This window comes from Streptomyces sp. NBC_01450 (genome assembly GCF_036227505.1).
Lineage (GTDB): Bacteria > Actinomycetota > Actinomycetes > Streptomycetales > Streptomycetaceae > Streptomyces.
On sequence record NZ_CP109480.1, the window covers coordinates 6,116,240 to 6,133,748 of the forward strand.

Consider the following 17,509-nt stretch of genomic DNA (forward strand, 5'->3'; position numbering starts at 1 on the left):
CGGGAGAATCGAGCCACTTGAACAAAACCACGGGGAGGAACCGTGTCCGGATTCGTCGAAAAGCCCGAGCCCCTCCAGGTCCCGGGTCTGGTGCATCTGCACACCGGCAAGGTGCGCGACCTGTACCAGAACGAGGCGGGCGACCTCGTGATGATCGCCAGTGACCGCATCTCCGCCTACGACTGGGTGCTGCCCACCGAGATCCCCGACAAGGGCCGGGTCCTCACCCAGCTCTCGCTGTGGTGGTTCGACAAGCTCGCCGACCTGGTCCCCAACCATGTGCTGAGCACCGAGCTCCCGCCGGGCGCCCCCGCCGACTGGGAGGGCCGCACGCTGATCTGCAAGTCCCTGCGGATGGTGCCGGTCGAGTGCGTCGCGCGCGGCTACCTCACCGGCTCGGGCCTCGTCGAGTACGACGAGTCCCGCACGGTCTGCGGCCTCGCCCTTCCCGAGGGCCTCGCCGACGGTTCGGAACTTCCCGCGCCGATCTTCACCCCCGCCACCAAGGCGGCGGTCGGCGAGCACGACGAGAACGTGTCGTACGAGGAGGTCGCCCGCCAGGTCGGCGCCGACACCGCGGCCCAGCTGCGCCAGGCGACCCTCGCCGTCTACGGCCGCGCCCGTGACATCGCCCGCGAGCGCGGGATCATCCTCGCGGACACCAAGTTCGAGTTCGGCTACGAGGGCGAGACGCTCGTCCTCGCCGACGAGGTGCTGACCCCGGACTCCTCCCGCTTCTGGCCCGCCGACGTATGGGAGCCGGGCCACGCCCAGCCCTCCTTCGACAAGCAGTTCGTGCGCGACTGGCTGACCTCTCCCGAGTCGGGCTGGGACCGGAAGAGCGAGCAGCCCCCGCCGCCGCTGCCGCAGCACGTCGTGGACGCGACCAGCGCCAAGTACATCGAGGCGTACGAGCGCCTGACCGGCACCAGCTGGAGCTGAGGACGCGAAGAAGCACACAAAGAAGCCCCCGACCCTGAAGGGCCGGGGGCTTCTTTCTCTGAGCGGACGACCAGGTTCGAACTGGCGACCTCAACCTTGGCAAGGTTGCGCTCTACCAACTGAGCTACGTCCGCATGCGCTGTGGTGCGAGACCAACTATACCCAACCTCGCTCCCGTGCGAGACGCACCGCCGCGTGACGGTTCTCCGCCCCGAGCTTCGAGACGGCCGACGAAAGATAGTTGCGTACCGTCCCCTGGGACAGTGCCGCCCGCACCGCGATCTCCGCGACGGGCGCCCCGTCGGCGGCGAACTCGAGCACCTCGGCCTCGCGCGCGGTCAGCGGCGAGTCCCCGGCGGAGATCGCGTCCGCGGCCAATTCCGGGTCCACATAACGGTTTCCCGCATGCACCGTACGAATGACCTCCGCGAGCCGCCGCGCGCTGACCGTCTTCGGGACGAACCCGCGCACACCTGCCGCGAGCGCTCGCTTCAGATGCCCCGGCCGCCCATGGCTCGTCACGATCAGCACCTGGCAGCCGGGCAGTTCGGCCCGCAGCGATGTGGCCACGCTCACACCGTCCGCTCCCGGCATCTGCAGATCCAGGACGGCGACATCGGGTTCGTGCGCCAGCGCCATCGCCAGTGCCTCGGGCCCGGTCGCCGCCTCGGCGACCACCACGAGGTCGTCCTCCAGCCCCAGCAGCGCGGCGAGCGCACCCCGGATGAGGTGCTCGTCGTCGGCGAGCAACAGCCGTACGGGCGGTGCGGTTGGGACGGGTGGGACGGATGAGGTGGGTGGGGTGGGCGTCATGAAGTGACCTCGCTCACAGGGTGGGGGACGGGTCGGGGCGACCCACCCGGTTCCGGGGCCGGAGCCTGTTCCGGGATCGAGTCGGGGGGCAGCGGTACCTCGGCGGTCAGGCGGAACAGGTCACCCCCGGCCGGCCCGGCCCGCAGCACCCCGTCCACCTCCCCGAGCCGCTCCCGCAGCCCGGCGAGCCCGGACCCCCGTCCCGGCTCGGCGGCACCAGGCCTGGTACCGGCACCGGTTTTGGTACCGGGACCGGGCGCTCCGTCGTTCTCGACGGTGAGGGTCACCCGGCCCTCCGCCACCCGCAGGGACACCGCGCACCTTCCGGCGTCCCCGTGCCGCAGCACGTTCGTCGTCGCCTCCCGCACGACCCAGCCGAGTGCGGACTGGATCTCCGTGGGCAGTCCGGGCACCGGGCCGCTGACCTCGCAGTCGATACCGGCGGCCGTCAACACGCCCTGCGCGCCCGCGAGTTCGGTGCGCAGATCGGCCTCGCGGTAGCCGCGTACGACCTCGCGGACCTCCCGCTGGGTCTCCCGCGCTATCCGCTGGACCTCGACCATCTGCTCCACGGCCTCCGGCCGTCCGCGCCGGGCCAGTTGCACGGCGAGCTCGCTCTTCAGCGCGACCACCGCCAGGTTGCGGCCCATCACGTCGTGCAGATCGCGCCCGAAGCGCAGCCGCTCCTCGGCGACGGCGAGCCGGGCCCGGGTCTCGCGGGCCTCGTCGAGTTCGTAGACGGCGTTGAGCAGCCAGACGGAGAAGGCGGAGGTGAAGGTGAAGAAACCCGCGGCGAGTACGACCGCACCGGCGGTGACGACGGCACTGGGCGCCGGGACACCCGCCGGGACGGCCACGGCGCAGGCGCCCAGGGCGGTGCCGAGCACCGCGTACGCCATGCGCCGTGCCTCACGCACCGCGAGCGCCAGGGTGCCGACCCCGAACGACAGGACGCCGACGAACACCGTGCCCGCCGCCGCCCCGTTGTCCGCGCCGCGCGGGCCGTGCAACGCGACCAGCAGGCTCACGACGGCGATCACCACGGTCGCGGTGCCCAGCGCCCAGAGCAGCCGTACGGGCCGGGGGCGGCGGCCACGGGTCCAGTCCAGGGTCAGCGAGGCGGTCACCGCGCCGAGCGCGGCGTGTGCGCTCACCAGCAGGAGCAGGATCCAGTTCGCCGGGGCGGGCACGTATCCGAAGGCCGGCAGCGCGAAGGTGGCGACCTCGATGAACGGGAAGGTGTGGAACGACCACCGCGTGTACGTCTCGATCTTCGCCGGCGTGCTCTTGCCGCGCCACCAGCCATCGCGCCCGCTCATGCCCACCGCCAAGTCCCTGGTCAACGCCGCGGCTCCCAGTGGAACCACTGCCGTACAGCAAACACGGCGAGTACGATCCAGGCCACCGCCGTCCCGAGGGCGCCCAGGGTGTCGTGCGCGGAGAGGTCGCCGGTCCAGCCGCCGCGTATCAGCGTGACCACCGGGGTCAGGGGCAGCAGCTCGCAGGCCGAGGCCAGCCGGTCCGGCATGAGCTGGAGGGGGAAGAAGGTGCCGGAGCCGAGCAGCGACACCAGTATCAGCGGCATGGCGGCGACCTGGGCGCCCTCCACGCTCTTGCTGAAGTTCGCGGTGATCGCCGCGAGCAGGGGCCACATCGCCAGGCCCAGGAGCAGTCCGAGGACGGCGAGATGGGGTGCCGGGGGCGCCCCGACGTCCAGCAGGGCGGCGCACGCGACCGTCAGGACCAGGCACTGCGCCAGGCCGATCGCGACCGAGGGCAGGGCCGCACCCGCGAGGATCTCCGCGTCCCGCAGCTCCCCGGTGCGCAGCCGTTTGAGTACGAGCTCCTCGCGTCGGGCCGCGTACACACTTACCAGCGAGCTGTAGACCGCGAAGAGGAGCGACAAGCCGACGGAGGAGGGCAGGACGACCGAGCCGACCGAGAGCCCGGTGCCTTTCAGGTCCATCTGGTCGACTGTCGAGCGAAGGCTGAACGGCAAGGTCAGCGGCACGAACACGGCGGCGGCGAGGGTCGCCTTCGAGCGGCCCAGCAGGGTCAGTTCGGCGCGCGCCAGGGCGGCCGATCGTCCTGCGGCGGTCGTCGTACCCGTACCCCTACCCGCACCTGTGTCCGTACCCGTTTCCCCGCTCACCGGAGTTGTCGCGCTCATGCCGCCGTCCCCCGCTCCCGCACACCCGTGCCCCGGCCCGCCGTGACCCCGTCCGCCACGTTCCGTCCCGCCACGTTCCGGTCCGCCGCGTCCCGCGCTATCCGCAGGAACGCCTCCTCCAATGAGGCCGACCGCACATCGAGCCCCCGCAGCTCGATGTGTTTCTCCTGGGCCCACACCAGCAGCGCGGTGGTGGTGCGCTGGAGCTCGTTGGTGCGCAGCCTGACGGTACGGCCCGCCGTCTCGTGATCGGTCACGCCGAGTCCGGCGAGCGGGGGCAGGTCTCCGAGGAAGTAGCCGGCGGGCAGTTCGAAGGAGATCCGGGACGGCGAGGACGCGGTCACGTCGGCGGGGGTGCCGGAGGCCGCGATATGCCCTTCGTGGAGGATCGCGAGCCGGTCGGCCAGCTCCTCCGCCTCGTGCAGATAGTGCGTGGTCAGCACCACGGTCGTACCGTCGTCGCGCAGCTCGCGCACCAATTCCCAGGTGTCCCGGCGCCCTTCGGCGTCCAGGCCGGTCGTCGGCTCGTCGAGGAAGAGGACCTCGGGGCGGCCGAGGAGCGCGAGGGCCAGGTCCAGGCGGCGCTTCTCGCCTCCGGACAGCTGTTTCACCCGTACCCCGGACCGCCGGGTGAGCCCGACCATCTCCAGGGCCTGGACGGTCGGCCGCGCTCCGCTCGTGCAGCCCGCCCACATCCGTACGGTCTCGGCGACCGTCAGCTCGGAGGGGAAGCCGCCCTCCTGCAGCATCACGCCGATCCGGGGCCGGACGGCCGCGCGCTCCTCGTACGGATCGTGTCCGAGGACCCGCACCCGGCCGCCGGCCGGAGGGGCGAGGCCCTCCAGCAGTTCGACGGTGGAGGTCTTGCCCGCGCCGTTCGTCCCCAGCAGCGCGAAGAGCTCACCGCGGCCCACGGAGAAGGTGATTCCGCGGACGGCCTCGAAATCTCCGCGGGCTCGCCGGTCTCCCCCGTACACGCGCCGCAGCTCGGTGACTTCGATCACGTCATCCTGCTCGTTCGTGTTCATGAAATCAGCGTCCCCGCGGGCGGGATCCCGCAGCAGTGCGCGGTGTCATCACTCCGCATGACAAATGTCAGAGGACGCTCGTACGCGAACACGAGAAAGACCCCGGTCGATGACCGGGGTCTTTGCTTCCTGGAGCGGACGACGAGGCTCGAACTCGCGACCTCAACCTTGGCAAGGTTGCGCTCTACCAACTGAGCTACGTCCGCATTGCCTCCGACCGGCTCTCACCGATCGGCGCGAGCACCACCCTACCTGATCCACAAGAGTGGTCGGTAAGGGATGCAGAGCGGGTGACAGGAATTGCACACTGCGCCTTCCCCCTGGAAGGGGGATGTTCTGCTACTGAACTACACCCGCGTGACTCCTCGGGATCCGGCTTTTTCGGCCTTGCCCCTCGGCGTGCTCCAGACTCTAGCTGATCAGCGGGGGGTCAGCGCAAGTCGGTTGTGCGTGGGGGCGGATGGCCGGCCGGGGCGAGGCCCCGACGGGCCGTCCGGTGGACCCTCGGATTCGGTGCGCTCCTGAGGCGCGGTCCTTCAGCGCATCCGGCGCACCCCTGCGGCGCGCCCCCTCAGTGCGCTTCGGCGAACGCCTCGTAGACCTTCTTGGGGATGCGTCCGCGCGGCGGCACGTCCAGCTTGTTGGAACGGGCCCAGGCGCGGACCGCGGCGGGGTCGGGGGTCAACGCGGTGTGCGTGTAGGCCTTCCCGGACCTCGCCTGCTTGCGGCCGGCCTCGACGAACGGCGCGAGAGCCTTACGCAGTTTCTTGGCATTGGCTGGATTGAGGTCGATCTCGTACGACTTGCCGTCGAGTCCGAAGGCGATCGTTTCCGCCGCTTCCGAGCCGTCGATGTCGTCAAAGAGAGTGACCACGACACGCTGCGCCACGAATATCGGTCCCTTCGTGCGGCACCTCTGCGATCACACCCCATGACGTGCCTGGACGCCACGGAGTTGTCGGGGAGATGCCGACTGTCCGGCTGTTATTGGGCAAAGTATCGGCTATTGCCAATTCCTTTGTACAGTGCCGGGCATTGCATTGTGAAGCCCGACTAAAACCTTCCGCGTGTCCGAAGGTAATGGGGTCCCACCGGTCTTCTGCGATTTTTCCCAGGATTTTCCGCGCCAGCCCCCGCGTCGATGCGCGATCGTGATCGGGCTCACGTAGGATTCTACGAATCTACGCGAGTAGAAATTTTGTGCGGGTAGTCTGAAGCGACCTGCTCAGCACCACACACCGGGAGTGCCAGTGGCACGCGTCGTAGTCGACGTCATGCTCAAGCCGGAGATCCTCGACCCCCAGGGCCAGGCGGTGCAGCGTGCACTGCCGCGTCTCGGTTTCGAAGGCGTCTCCGACGTACGTCAGGGAAAGCGATTCGAACTGGAAGTGGACGGACCGGTGGACGACGCCGCGCTCGCCCGCATCCATGAACTGGCGGAATCCTTCCTCGCCAACACCGTGATCGAGGACTTCACCGTCAAGGTCGAGGAAGTCGCGGAGGCAGGAAAGTGACCGCTCGTATTGGAGTCGTCACCTTTCCGGGCAGCCTCGACGACCGGGACACGCAGCGTGCGATCAAGCTCGCCGGTGCCGAACCCGTCGCCCTCTGGCACAAGGACAAGGACCTCAAGCAGGTCGACGCCGTGGTGCTGCCCGGCGGTTTCTCGTACGGCGACTATCTCCGGGCCGGTGCCATCTCGCGCTTCTCGCCCGTGATGGAGACCGTGATCGAGCAGGCGAAGTCCGGAATGCCCGTCCTCGGCATCTGCAACGGCTTCCAGGTCCTCACCGAGGCGCACCTCCTCCCCGGTGCGATGCTCGGCAACAACCACCTCCACTTCATCTGCCGCGACCAGAAGCTGCGGGTGGAGAACGCGGAGACGTCCTGGACGGCCGACTACGAGTCCGGCCAGGAGATCCACATCCCGCTGAAGAACATGGACGGGCGGTACGTCGCCGACGAGCGCACCCTGGACATGCTGGAGGCGGAGGGCCGGGTCGCGTTCCGTTACGTGGACTTCAATCCGAACGGTTCGCTGCGGGACATCGCCGGCATCACGAACGAGGCCGGGAACGTGGTCGGCCTCATGCCGCACCCCGAGCACGCCGTGGAGCCCCTGGTCGGCACCGGCCGCACCGACGGCCTCCCCTTCTTCACCTCGATCCTCAAGAAGCTGGTCAACGTATGAGCCGCACGCCTCTGGACACCGTCGAGAACGCGGCCGCGACCCCCGACGTCGAGCTGCCCTGGGCCGAACTGGGCCTGAAGAAGGACGAGTACGAGCGGGTCGTCGAGATCCTCGGCCGCCGGCCCACCGGCGCCGAGCTCGCCATGTACTCCGTCATGTGGTCCGAGCACTGCTCCTACAAGTCCTCGAAGGTCCACCTCCGCCAGTTCGGCGAGAAGGCCCCGCAGTCCGACGCGCTGCTCGTCGGCATCGGCGAGAACGCCGGTGTCGTCGACGTCGGCCAGGGCTACGCGGTCACCTTCAAGGTCGAGTCGCACAACCACCCGTCGTACGTCGAGCCCTATCAGGGCGCGGCCACCGGCGTCGGCGGCATCGTCCGCGACATCATCGCCATGGGTGCCCGCCCGGTCGCGGTCGTCGACCCGCTGCGCTTCGGCGCGGCCGACCACCCCGACACCAAGCGCGTCCTGCCGGGCGTCGTCGCGGGCATCGGCGGCTACGGCAACTGCCTGGGCCTGCCCAACATCGGCGGCGAGGTCGTCTTCGACGCCTGCTACCAGGGCAACCCGCTGGTCAACGCCGGTGCCATCGGCGTCATGCGGCACGAGGACATCCACCTCGCGAAGGCGTCCGGCACGGGCAACAAGGTCATCCTGTACGGGGCCCGCACGGGCGGCGACGGTATCGGCGGCGCGTCGATCCTCGCCTCCGAGACCTTCGACGACGCCAAGCCGTCGAAGCGTCCGGCCGTCCAGGTCGGTGACCCCTTCCAGGAGAAGCTGCTCATCGAGTGCACGCTCGAGGCCTTCGCCGAGAAACTGGTCGTCGGCATCCAGGACCTCGGCGCGGCCGGTCTGTCCTGCGCCACCAGCGAGCTCGCGTCCAACGGCTCCGGCGGTATGCGGGTCACCCTGGACGACGTACCGCTGCGCGACTCCACGCTCTCGCCCGAGGAGATCCTCATGAGCGAGTCGCAGGAACGCATGTGCGCGGTCGTCGAGCCGGAGAAGGTCGACCGCTTCCTGGAGATCTGCGACAAGTGGGACGTCATCGCCACCGTCATCGGTGAGGTCACCGACGGCGACCGGCTGGAGATCTACTGGCACGGCGGCAAGATCGTCGACGTCGACCCGCGCACGGTCGCGCACGACGGCCCGGTCTACGAGCGCCCCTACGCCCGCCCCGAGTGGCAGGACGCCCTCCAGGCCGACGACGCGAACAAGCTGCCGCGCCCGGCGACGAGCGAGGAGCTCAAGGACCAGGTCCTCAAGCTGGTGTCCTCCCCGAACCAGGCCTCCAAGTCCTGGATCACCTCCCAGTACGACCACTTCGTGCAGGGCAACACGGTGCTGGCGCAGCCCGAGGACTCGGGCATGATCCGCATCGACGAGGAGTCCGGGCTCGGCGTCGCCATCGCCACGGACGGCAACGGCCGCTACGCCAAGCTCGACCCGTACACGGGTGCGCAGCTCGCGCTCGCCGAGGCCTATCGCAATGTCGCGACGACCGGCGCCAAGCCGCTCGCCGTCTCCGACTGCCTGAACTTCGGCTCGCCCGAGGACCCGGCCGTCATGTGGCAGTTCGCCGAGGCCATCCGCGGCCTCGCCGACGCCTGCCAGCAGCTGGGCACCCCGGTGACCGGCGGCAACGTCTCGCTCTACAACCAGACGGGCGAGGTCGCCATCCACCCGACCCCGGTCGTGGCCGTGCTGGGCGTCATCGACGACGTCGCCCGCCGCACGCCGGTCGCCTTCCAGGAAGAGGGCCAGCTCCTCTACCTGCTCGGTGACACCCACGAGGAGTTCGGCGGTTCGGCCTGGTCGCAGGTCGTCCACGACCACCTCGGCGGGCTGCCCCCGAAGGTCGACCTGGAGCGCGAACGCCTCCTCGGCGAGATCCTCATCTCCGCCTCCCGCGACGGCATGATCGACTCCGCGCACGACCTGTCCGACGGCGGTCTGATCCAGGCCGTGGTCGAGTCCGCGCTGCTCGGCGGCAAGGGCGCGCGGCTGGTCGTCCCCGACGGTCTCGACGCGTTCACGTTCCTCTTCTCGGAGTCGGCGGGCCGCGCGGTCGTCGCCGTCCCGCGCTCGGAGGAGCTCCGCTTCAACGACATGTGCGGTGCGCGCGGTCTGCCCGTCACCCGTATCGGTGTCGTGGACGGGGACGCGGTCGAGGTCCAGGGCGAGTTCGCGCTCCCGCTGGACGAGCTCCGCACGGCTCACGAGGGCACGATCCCGGCGCTGCTCGCGTAAGAGTTCGTACGACGCCGATGGCCTCGCCCGTTTCGACGGGCGGGGCCATCGTCATGCCGGGACGGGTTCGGTCTCCCGGGGCGGGGTCGCGGTGCCCTTGGTGTCACCGGCCTTGGGCAGCCTCAGCGCGAGGAGTGCGGCGAGGGCCATCAGTCCGGCCCCTCCCCAGAACACGACCTGGGTCGCGTCGACGAAGGCGTGGATGCCGTCCGTCCGGGCCGCTCCGGTCAGCCGGGCGAGAGCGGTGATGTCGCCGCCGGGGCCGTGGGCGGCGTACAGGCGGGCCAGGGCGCTGCCGAAGACGGCGGTGCCCAGCGCGTTGCCCAGGGTCTGGAAGAAGCGGATGGCCGTGGTGGCCACGCCGAGCTGGTGGCGTGGGGCGGAGTCCTGGACGAGCAGGATCAGCTGGCCGACGAGCTGGCCGAACCCGGCACCGGCCAGCAGTAGCTCGCCGCGGATCAGCCACAGCGAGGTGTGCGGGCCGATCGTCGTGGCGAGGAGGGCGAAGGCGAGGGCGGCGGTGGCCGTGCCGCTGAGGGTGAACGTCCGTGCCGACCAGCCGCGTGCGGTGAGCGGGCCGGTGATCAGACCGGCCGCGCCCAGGCCGACCGCTAGCGGGACCAGGTAGAGGCCCGCGGAGGAGCTGGCGATGCCGCGCGCGACCTGCAGGTAGACCAGTACGTAGTAGATGGCGCACATCATCGCGCCGCCCAGGATGGCCTGGACGGCGAAGCCCAGGCGCAGTTCGCGGACCCTGAACAGGGAGAGCGGGAGCACCGGTTCGGGTGCCCGGACCTGCCGCCACAGGAAGAAGGCGAGCGTCGCTGCGGTGGTGAGGGCCAGGGCGAGGATCTCCGGGGACGTCCACGCGTACTTCTTGCCGCCCCAGTCGGTCATGAGGAGCAGCGCGCTGGAGAACGCGGCGGCGAGTCCGGCGCCCAGGTAGTCCAGCGGGCGGCGAACGTGGTGCTCGGGGAGGTGCAAAGCGAAGGCGGCGGTGACGAGGACCGCGAGACCGATCGGCAGGTTGACGTAGAAGATCCAGCGCCAGTTCGCGTGGTCGGCCAGCAGGCCGCCGATCCATGGTCCGATCGCCATGGCGCAGCCGGCGATGAGTCCGCCGGTGTTGGTGCCCCGGTCGGAGCCGCCTCGGGGACGTGGTCTTCCGGCCGCTCGAGGACCACTTCGGCGACACGGCCCGCGCGGTGCGCGAGCGGCGGCCCGAGGAGTCTCCCTTGGACGCCGTGCGCCGGCAGTTCATCGAGATGGTCGAGGCGCGCGACCCCGCGGTCGGTCTGAACGGCGATCCGATCGCCCGGCAGGTGCGCGAACTCGTCATGCGGACCCCGGTCCTGATGGAGCGCGCCTTCCTCGCCGCCCAGAAGGGCACGCGCGACCTGGCCGCCCTCCTCGCCGAGGAGACCGGCGACATCATGGCCGCCACGGTCGCCGCCGCCATGCTCAGCGCCGCCCGCAACGCCGTGATCGAGGAGCACCACCGCCGCATCGACGCGGGCGAGGACGTCGACACGGTCGCCGCCGACGCCCCCGAGCGCGCCGAGCGGGCCTTCGCACTGGTGGAACACGGACTCGGGGACTACGCGCGCAAAGCGTGACGTTCCGCTACGGACGTCCAGCCCTCCACACCCTCCGCCGGACAGGCCCTAGGCTCGCCCCATGCCCCCGGCCAGGAAACGCACCCGTACCTATGACCCCGCCAAGATCCGCGCGGCCGTGCTCGCGCAGTTCGGGAACGTGCGGCAGGGCGTCCACACCCTGACCGAGGAGCAGTTGGCGCGGCCCGCGCGGCTCGGGGACTGGAGTGTGCGGGAGCTGGCCGCGCACCTCACGATGGCCGTCGAGACCGTCAGTCGGAACCTCGACCGGCCCGAGCCCGCCGCGAAGGAACTCGCGCTGCTGGAGTGGCCGTTCGCGACGGCGGACCGCGCCGGGGACATCGCCGACGGCACCCGCGAACTCGCCCACGACAACCCCGACCTCGACGCGCTCTACACGCGCGTCGAACAGCGGATCACCGAGCGTCTGGCCACGGCCCCCGACGACCGGCTGCTCGCGGCGCGCACCGGCGCGATGACCCTCGCCGACTACCTCGTCACCCGCACGGTCGAACTCGTCGTGCACACCGACGACCTGAACCGTGCCGCCGGGACCGACATCCCTCTCGACCGCCAGGCCCTCGCCGCCTGCACCCGGCTGCTCGCCGACGCGCTCGCGGTGAAGGCACCCGGCGCGTCGACAGAGGTACGGATCCCGCCGTACGCCGTCGTGCAGTGCGTGGAGGGCCCCCGGCACACCCGGGGCACACCGCCGAACGTCGTGGAGACCGACCCGCTGACCTGGATCCGGCTGGCGACGGGACGCACGGAGTGGAAGACCGCGCTGGACGAGGCCAAGGTCAGCGCGAGCGGGGAGCGGGCCGACCTCGGCGGACTGCTGCCCCTGATGGGCTGAACCCACCCGCTGAACCCACCCCCACCGTCTCGGAGGCGAATCGGAGGGGAACCGGCCACCCCACCCCTCCCGTCACACCGTCATGGACAAGCAGCGACTGACCCTCAGCGTCCTGACCCTGCTTCCGCTCGCCGTGGCCTGCGGCACCGAGACGGCGGGCGGCGGTTCCGTGGGAACGGGATCGTCGCCGGTCACCGGCGTCCACTGGAGTGTCGACACCCTCACCACGCAGGGCCGGACCCGGCAGGCGCCGGACGGCGCGTATCTGCGGATCGGCGAAGACGGTCGCGTCAGCGGCAACCTCGGCTGCAACACTTTCGGCTCGACGGTCACTCTCAAGGGTGACCGCGTCGACTTCGGGACCATCGAGGCGACCGACATGGGCTGCCAGAAGGACCCCATGACCTTCGAGGAGAGCCTGAGCCGCGCCTACGCCGACGACACGTTCACCAGCGAGGTCAAGGGCGACAAGCTGACGCTCACCACCGACGACGGCGACCGCGTCAACCTCACCAAGGAGCCGGACGCGCCCCTGTACGGCACGAAGTGGACGGTCACCTCCCTCGGCGAAGGTGGCGTGGCCCAGTCGCTTCCCGAGGGAGCCGACGCCCACTTCACCCTCGACAAGGCGAAAGGCACGCTTTCCGGGCGCCTCGGCTGCAACCAGGTCTCCGCCGAGGCCACCGTCCGCGACGGACATATCACCCTCGGCACCGCCAAGACCACCCGGATGATGTGCGACGGCTCACTCATGGACACGGAGAGGACCCTGCTGGGCCTCTTCGGCAGCACGGTCGTATACGAGCTGAACCATCGAGCCATCGCGCTGACCAGCACAAACGGAAATACCGTACAAGCCGTCGCCGACGAGTGATCCATCAAAGGTCCGTATCCCCAATTCGGACCAGTGGTCGATCTCGCCTACACTCGGTGGCGTGCCACGTGGTGACGGTCGACTCAATCATGATCTGCTCCCCGGCGAGAAAGGCCCCCAGGACGCTTGCGGCGTCTTCGGAGTCTGGGCCCCGGGTGAAGAGGTCGCCAAGCTCACTTACTTCGGGCTCTACGCCCTCCAGCATCGGGGCCAGGAATCCGCGGGAATCGCGGTAAGCAACGGCTCCCAGATCCTCGTCTTCAAGGACATGGGCCTCGTGTCCCAGGTCTTCGACGAGACCTCGCTCGGTTCGCTCCAGGGTCATATCGCGGTCGGTCACGCCCGCTACTCGACCACCGGCGCCTCCGTGTGGGAGAACGCCCAGCCGACGTTCCGTGCCACCGCGCACGGCTCCATCGCGCTCGGCCACAACGGCAACCTCGTCAACACGGCGCAGCTCGCCGAGATGGTCGCCGACCTCCCCAAGCAGGACGGCCGCACCACCCGGGTGGCCGCCACCAACGACACCGACCTGCTCACCGCGCTCCTCGCGGCCCAGGTCGACGACGACGGCAAGCCGCTGACCGTCGAGGAGGCCTCCGCGAAGGTCCTCCCGCAGGTCAAGGGCGCCTTCAGCCTCGTCTTCATGAACGAGCACACCCTGTACGCGGCCCGCGACCCGCAGGGCATCCGCCCGCTGGTCCTCGGCCGCCTGGAGCGCGGCTGGGTCGTCGCCTCCGAGTCCGCCGCTCTCGACATCTGCGGCGCGGCCTACGTCCGTGAGATCGAGCCGGGCGAGTTCGTCGCCATCGACGAGAACGGTCTGCGCACGTCCCGATTCGCGGAAGCGAAGCCCAAGGGCTGTGTCTTCGAGTACGTGTACCTGGCCCGTCCGGACACGGACATCGCCGGCCGGAACGTGTACCTCTCGCGTGTCGAGATGGGCCGCAAGCTCGCCAAGGAAGCCCCTGTCGAGGCCGATCTGGTGATAGCGACCCCGGAGTCCGGGACGCCCGCCGCGATCGGTTACGCGGAGGCCAGCGGCATCCCGTTCGGCGCCGGCCTGGTCAAGAACGCGTACGTCGGCCGGACCTTCATCCAGCCCTCGCAGACCATCCGCCAGCTGGGCATCCGTCTGAAGCTCAACCCCTTGAAGGAAGTCATCAAGGGCAAGCGCCTGGTCGTCGTCGACGACTCGATCGTGCGCGGCAACACCCAGCGGGCCCTGGTGCGCATGCTCCGCGAGGCGGGTGCGGCGGAGGTCCACATCCGGATCTCCTCTCCCCCCGTGAAGTGGCCCTGCTTCTTCGGCATCGACTTCGCGACCCGCGCCGAGCTGATCGCCAACGGCATGAGCATCGAGGAGATCGGCACCTCGCTGGGCGCCGACTCCCTCTCGTACATCTCCATCGACGGCATGATCGAGGCGACCACCATCGCCAAGCCGAACCTGTGCCGCGCCTGCTTCGACGGCGAGTACCCGATGGAGCTTCCGGACCCCGAGCTGCTCGGCAAGCAGCTCCTGGAGACCGAGCTGGCCGCGGGTCCCGCAGCCACGGCCGCGGCTGACGCCATCCGTCGCCCGTAAGCGCCGCAGAGCCCCGTATCACCAACCCGAAAGATCCCAGGCAATGTCTGCTGTATCTGATCAGTCGACTGCGTCGACGGGCACTACCGGTGCTTCCTACGCGGCTGCCGGCGTCGACATCGAAGCGGGCGACCGCGCCGTAGAGCTGATGAAGGAGTGGGTGAAGAAGACGCAGCGCCCCGAGGTCCTCGGCGGCCTCGGCGGCTTCGCCGGCCTCTTCGACGCCTCCGCCCTCAAGCGCTACCAGCGTCCGCTGCTCGCCTCCGCCACGGACGGGGTGGGAACCAAGGTCGACCTCGCCCGGCAGCTCGGCGTGTACGACACCATCGGCCACGACCTGGTCGCGATGGTCATGGACGACATCGTGGTGTGCGGCGCCGAGCCGCTCTTCATGACCGACTACATCTGCGTCGGCAAGGTCCACCCGGAGCGCGTGGCGGCCATCGTGAAGGGCATCGCCGAGGGCTGTGTGCTCGCGGGCTGCGCCCTGGTGGGCGGTGAGACGGCCGAGCACCCGGGCCTGCTCGGTCCGGACGACTTCGACGTCGCGGGCGCCGGTACGGGCGTGGTCGAGGCCGACCAGCTGCTCGGCCCGGATCGTATCCGTACGGGTGACGCGGTGATCGCCATGGCGGCCTCCGGTCTTCACTCGAACGGGTACTCGCTCGTCCGGCATGTCCTCTTCGACCGGGCGAACCTGAGCCTGGACCAGCACGTCGAGGAGTTCGGCCGCACCCTCGGCGAGGAGCTCCTGGAGCCCACCAAGATCTACTCGCTGGACTGCCTGGCGCTGACGAAGATCACCGAGGTGCACGCCTTCAGCCACATCACCGGCGGCGGCCTCGCGGCCAACCTGGCCCGGGTGATCCCGGACGGGCTGCACGCGATCGTCGACCGTGAGACCTGGACCCCGGCCCCGGTCTTCGGCCTCGTCGGCAAGGCCGGCGACGTCGAGCGTCTGGAGCTGGAGAAGACGCTGAACATGGGCGTGGGCATGATCGCGATCGTCCCCGAGGAATCGGCGGACGTGGCGCTGGCCACTCTCGCGGACCGCGGTGTGGACGCCTGGATGGCCGGTGAGATCACCGAGCGCGGCGAGCACGCGACGGGCGCGGCCCTCATCGGCGACTACGCGAGCTGAGGCCCTCGGAGCAGCACGAAACCCGGTCCGGCGCTGAGGCCCCGGACCGGGTGAAGTGCGGTTGCTACGAGAAATCCGCCAACAGAGATCTGCTCACCGCTACTACCACGAGAGATCGCGGAAAGTGCGAGGGACGCTGGTGCGTCAAGCGCCGCGACGTTGAGACTGCGGACCGGACTGGTCGTCCTCGTCCTCATCGTCGTCGTTGTAGAGATCCGCGTACTGGGCGTACGGGTCGTCTTCCTCGTCGTCGTCCTCGAACGGCTCGCCATTCGGCGGCTGGCTCGAAGTCGAAGCGCCCAGCTCATTGGCCAGACGCGAGAGGTCAGTCCCGCCGCTGCTGTACTTCAGCTGGCGGGCGACCTTCGTCTGCTTGGCCTTTGCCCGGCCGCGCCCCATGGCTCGACCCCCTCGGATACGGGGCTCGATGGCCCCAGAGTCTTGACACGCGTTCATGATCTGGAACGGACTCTCCGTGGAGAGACCGGTCCGTAGGGCTTCCACGGTACCTGAGCCCGCGCCCATACGGTACGTCGCCCGCAGGACGCGCCTTGGCCCAGAACCTGCGAGGTGCCCTGTCCCCGCTGGTCAACCGCGATTTTAACCTCTTCTTGGCGGACGACCCGCCGACGGGAGTGAGAGTTCTCTCCAAGTGTCCCCTCGGCGGGTCCCTGACAAGCGTCGAGACACGCGCGGAATGCGCCGGAACGGAGGGCTCCGCTATCCGCGGCGGCGCGCCTCCGCCATCCGCTGCTCGGCGATCCGGTCGGCCGCGGCAGCCGGCGGAATCCCGTCCTCCTTCGCACGTGCGAATATGGCCAGCGTGGTGTCGAAGATCTTCGTGGCCTTCGCCTTGCACCGGTCGAAGTCGAAGCCATGCAGCTCGTCGGCGACCTGGATGACACCGCCCGCGTTCACCACGTAGTCGGGCGCGTAGAGGATCCCGCGGTCCGCGAGGTCCTTCTCGACGCCCGGGTGCGCCAGCTGGTTGTTGGCGGCGCCGCACACGATCCTCGCGGTGAGCACCGGCACGGACGTGTCGTTCAGCGCCCCGCCGAGCGCGCAGGGGGCGTAGATGTCCAGACCTTCGGTGCGGATCAGCGCCTCGGTGTCCGCGACCGCCGTGACGGCCGTCGGGTGCTTGTCCAGAATCCGCTGTACGGACTCGTCGCGCACGTCCGTGATCACGACCTCGGCGCCGTCCTCGCGCAGATGGTCCACGAGGTGGTGGCCCACCTTGCCGACGCCCGCGATGCCGACCTTGCGGCCGCGCAGCGTCGGGTCGCCCCACAGGTGCTGGGCGCTGGCCCGCATGCCCTGGAAGACGCCGTAGGCGGTCAGGACCGAGGAGTCGCCGGCGCCGCCGTTCTCGGGCGAGCGGCCCGTCGTCCAGCGGCACTCCCGCGCCACGACGTCCATGTCGGCGACATACGTGCCGACGTCGCACGCGGTGACGTAGCGCCCGCCGAGCGAGGCCACGAACCGGCCGTAGGCGAGGAGCAGGGCCTCGCTCTTGATCTGCTCGGGGTCGCCGATGATCACGGCCTTGCCGCCGCCGTGGTCGAGACCGGCCATGGCGTTCTTGTACGACATCCCGCGCGAGAGGTTCAGCGCGTCGGCGACGGCCTCCTCCTCGCTCGCGTACGGGTAGAAACGCGTCCCACCCAGGGCGGGGCCCAGAGCGGTGGAGTGGATGGCGATGACGGCTTTCAGGCCGCTGGCCCGGTCCTGGCAGAGCACGACTTGCTCATGACCCCCCTGGTCCGAATGGAACAGGGTGTGCAGGACGCCGTCGGTTACGTCGGTCACGGTGGTGACTCCCAGGTAAGTTGCGGCGGTTGTGGACGGTGCCCGTGCGGATGGCGGGCTTCCGTGGGCATGAGATTAGAGCCTGTGCCCGGTGGCCATCCGCGCAGTGTTCAGGATCACCTCCGCCCGGAGTACGTTTCCGCACGGTCGTGGGACGATTTGCAGTGATTTCCCGGTCGCCCGCGTGCCGCCCGCCCGGGATCCCGCCCGGGTTTCGGGTCCGGTC

Annotated in this window: 17 protein-coding genes and 3 tRNA genes; 9 read left to right on the forward strand and 11 right to left on the reverse strand. The window is 69.8% G+C overall.

Features of this window, described 5'->3' with window-relative positions; all coding sequences use genetic code 11:
• The first annotated feature begins 42 nt into the window (after positions 1–42).
• The gene (locus OG568_RS27300) at positions 43–942 is read left to right on the forward strand and encodes a phosphoribosylaminoimidazolesuccinocarboxamide synthase (protein ID WP_266432955.1); all 900 of its coding nucleotides are present in this window, start codon (positions 43–45) and stop codon (positions 940–942) included.
• 61 nt (positions 943–1,003) lie between these two features.
• Here OG568_RS27300 and OG568_RS27305 read toward each other — a convergent pair.
• The 8 genes from OG568_RS27305 to OG568_RS27340 form a co-directional block, all read right to left on the reverse strand.
• Positions 1,004–1,076 (reverse strand) — tRNA-Gly (locus OG568_RS27305).
• 22 nt (positions 1,077–1,098) lie between these two features.
• Positions 1,099–1,755, reverse strand: a complete 657-nt coding sequence (locus OG568_RS27310) for a response regulator transcription factor (protein WP_329533459.1) — start codon at positions 1,753–1,755, stop codon at positions 1,099–1,101.
• The gene (locus tag OG568_RS27315; protein ID WP_329533460.1) at positions 1,752–3,074 is read right to left on the reverse strand and encodes a histidine kinase; all 1,323 of its coding nucleotides are present in this window, start codon (positions 3,072–3,074) and stop codon (positions 1,752–1,754) included. Before OG568_RS27315 ends, OG568_RS27310 begins: the two co-directional genes overlap by 4 nt.
• Positions 3,075–3,094: 20 nt before the next feature.
• Positions 3,095–3,925 carry an ABC transporter permease gene (locus OG568_RS27320; protein ID WP_329533461.1) on the reverse strand — a complete coding sequence of 277 codons (831 nt, stop codon included), beginning with the start codon at positions 3,923–3,925 and terminating at the stop codon, positions 3,095–3,097.
• Positions 3,922–4,953, reverse strand: coding sequence for an ABC transporter ATP-binding protein (locus OG568_RS27325; RefSeq protein WP_329533462.1), 1,032 nt, complete (start codon positions 4,951–4,953; stop codon positions 3,922–3,924). Before OG568_RS27325 ends, OG568_RS27320 begins: the two co-directional genes overlap by 4 nt.
• 130 nt (positions 4,954–5,083) lie before the next feature.
• Positions 5,084–5,159, reverse strand: a tRNA-Gly gene (locus OG568_RS27330).
• A 79-nt stretch (positions 5,160–5,238) separates the two neighbouring features.
• Positions 5,239–5,310 (reverse strand) — tRNA-Gly (locus tag OG568_RS27335).
• A gap of 214 nt (positions 5,311–5,524) precedes the next feature.
• Positions 5,525–5,842, reverse strand: coding sequence for a histone-like nucleoid-structuring protein Lsr2 (locus tag OG568_RS27340; RefSeq protein WP_266583655.1), 318 nt, complete (start codon positions 5,840–5,842; stop codon positions 5,525–5,527).
• Between the two features lie 361 nt (positions 5,843–6,203).
• Between OG568_RS27340 and purS the strand changes: the two genes are divergently transcribed.
• Genes purS through purL form a run of 3 tightly spaced genes read left to right on the forward strand, consistent with a single transcriptional unit; the run spans position 6,204 to position 9,399 of the window.
• The gene (gene purS / locus OG568_RS27345) at positions 6,204–6,467 is read left to right on the forward strand and encodes a phosphoribosylformylglycinamidine synthase subunit PurS (RefSeq protein WP_005482678.1); all 264 of its coding nucleotides are present in this window, start codon (positions 6,204–6,206) and stop codon (positions 6,465–6,467) included.
• Positions 6,464–7,144 carry a phosphoribosylformylglycinamidine synthase subunit PurQ gene (gene purQ / locus OG568_RS27350; RefSeq protein WP_329533463.1) on the forward strand — a complete coding sequence of 227 codons (681 nt, stop codon included), beginning with the start codon at positions 6,464–6,466 and terminating at the stop codon, positions 7,142–7,144. Before purS ends, purQ begins: the two co-directional genes overlap by 4 nt.
• Positions 7,141–9,399 carry a phosphoribosylformylglycinamidine synthase subunit PurL gene (purL, locus tag OG568_RS27355; protein ID WP_329533464.1) on the forward strand — a complete coding sequence of 753 codons (2,259 nt, stop codon included), beginning with the start codon at positions 7,141–7,143 and terminating at the stop codon, positions 9,397–9,399. Before purQ ends, purL begins: the two co-directional genes overlap by 4 nt.
• A gap of 51 nt (positions 9,400–9,450) precedes the next feature.
• On the opposite strand, the gene OG568_RS27360 is transcribed toward purL, so the two are convergent.
• Entirely contained in the window at positions 9,451–10,512 is a 1,062-nt protein-coding gene (locus OG568_RS27360) for an MFS transporter (protein ID WP_329536472.1), read from the reverse strand.
• A gap of 44 nt (positions 10,513–10,556) precedes the next feature.
• On the opposite strand from OG568_RS27360, the gene OG568_RS27365 reads away from it, so the two are divergent.
• The 5 genes from OG568_RS27365 (at position 10,557) to purM (ending at position 15,474) form a co-directional block, all read left to right on the forward strand.
• Positions 10,557–11,015, forward strand: coding sequence for a TetR family transcriptional regulator (locus OG568_RS27365; RefSeq protein WP_329533465.1), 459 nt, complete (start codon positions 10,557–10,559; stop codon positions 11,013–11,015).
• A 61-nt stretch (positions 11,016–11,076) separates the two neighbouring features.
• Complete coding sequence (locus tag OG568_RS27370) at positions 11,077–11,871, forward strand: maleylpyruvate isomerase family mycothiol-dependent enzyme (protein ID WP_329533466.1); 795 nt, start codon at positions 11,077–11,079, stop codon at positions 11,869–11,871.
• 82 nt (positions 11,872–11,953) lie between these two features.
• Positions 11,954–12,745 (forward strand): META domain-containing protein, encoded by a 792-nt coding sequence (locus OG568_RS27375; protein ID WP_329533467.1) that lies wholly within the window; start codon positions 11,954–11,956, stop codon positions 12,743–12,745.
• A gap of 61 nt (positions 12,746–12,806) precedes the next feature.
• Positions 12,807–14,333: an amidophosphoribosyltransferase gene (gene purF, locus OG568_RS27380; protein WP_101404199.1), complete on the forward strand. Its 1,527-nt coding sequence runs from the start codon at positions 12,807–12,809 to the stop codon at positions 14,331–14,333.
• Positions 14,334–14,376: 43 nt separating this feature from the next.
• Entirely contained in the window at positions 14,377–15,474 is a 1,098-nt protein-coding gene (gene purM / locus OG568_RS27385; RefSeq protein WP_329533468.1) for a phosphoribosylformylglycinamidine cyclo-ligase, read from the forward strand.
• Positions 15,475–15,618: 144 nt separating this feature from the next.
• On the opposite strand, the gene OG568_RS27390 is transcribed toward purM, so the two are convergent.
• On the reverse strand, positions 15,619–15,873 hold the full coding sequence (locus tag OG568_RS27390) for a DUF3073 domain-containing protein (RefSeq protein ID WP_037615441.1): 255 nt from the start codon (positions 15,871–15,873) through the stop codon (positions 15,619–15,621).
• Positions 15,874–16,194: 321 nt separating this feature from the next.
• The gene (locus tag OG568_RS27395; protein ID WP_329533469.1) at positions 16,195–17,283 is read right to left on the reverse strand and encodes a Leu/Phe/Val dehydrogenase; all 1,089 of its coding nucleotides are present in this window, start codon (positions 17,281–17,283) and stop codon (positions 16,195–16,197) included.
• Between the last annotated feature and the right edge of the window lie 226 nt (positions 17,284–17,509).

Bases quoted from the DNA above. Each gene is read 5' to 3' on its own strand.
- OG568_RS27310 (WP_329533459.1), bottom strand. From the start codon at position 1,755: ATGACGCCCACCCCACCCACCTCATCCGTCCCACCCGTCCCAACCGCA.
- OG568_RS27390 (WP_037615441.1), bottom strand. From the start codon at position 15,873: ATGGGGCGCGGCCGGGCAAAGGCCAAGCAGACGAAGGTCGCCCGCCAG.
- purM (WP_329533468.1), top strand. From the start codon at position 14,377: ATGTCTGCTGTATCTGATCAGTCGACTGCGTCGACGGGCACTACCGGT.
- OG568_RS27325 (WP_329533462.1), bottom strand. From the start codon at position 4,953: ATGAACACGAACGAGCAGGATGACGTGATCGAAGTCACCGAGCTGCGG.
- OG568_RS27320 (WP_329533461.1), bottom strand. From the start codon at position 3,925: ATGAGCGCGACAACTCCGGTGAGCGGGGAAACGGGTACGGACACAGGT.
- OG568_RS27370 (WP_329533466.1), top strand. From the start codon at position 11,077: ATGCCCCCGGCCAGGAAACGCACCCGTACCTATGACCCCGCCAAGATC.
- OG568_RS27375 (WP_329533467.1), top strand. From the start codon at position 11,954: ATGGACAAGCAGCGACTGACCCTCAGCGTCCTGACCCTGCTTCCGCTC.
- purL (WP_329533464.1), top strand. From the start codon at position 7,141: ATGAGCCGCACGCCTCTGGACACCGTCGAGAACGCGGCCGCGACCCCC.
- OG568_RS27315 (WP_329533460.1), bottom strand. From the start codon at position 3,074: ATGAGCGGGCGCGATGGCTGGTGGCGCGGCAAGAGCACGCCGGCGAAG.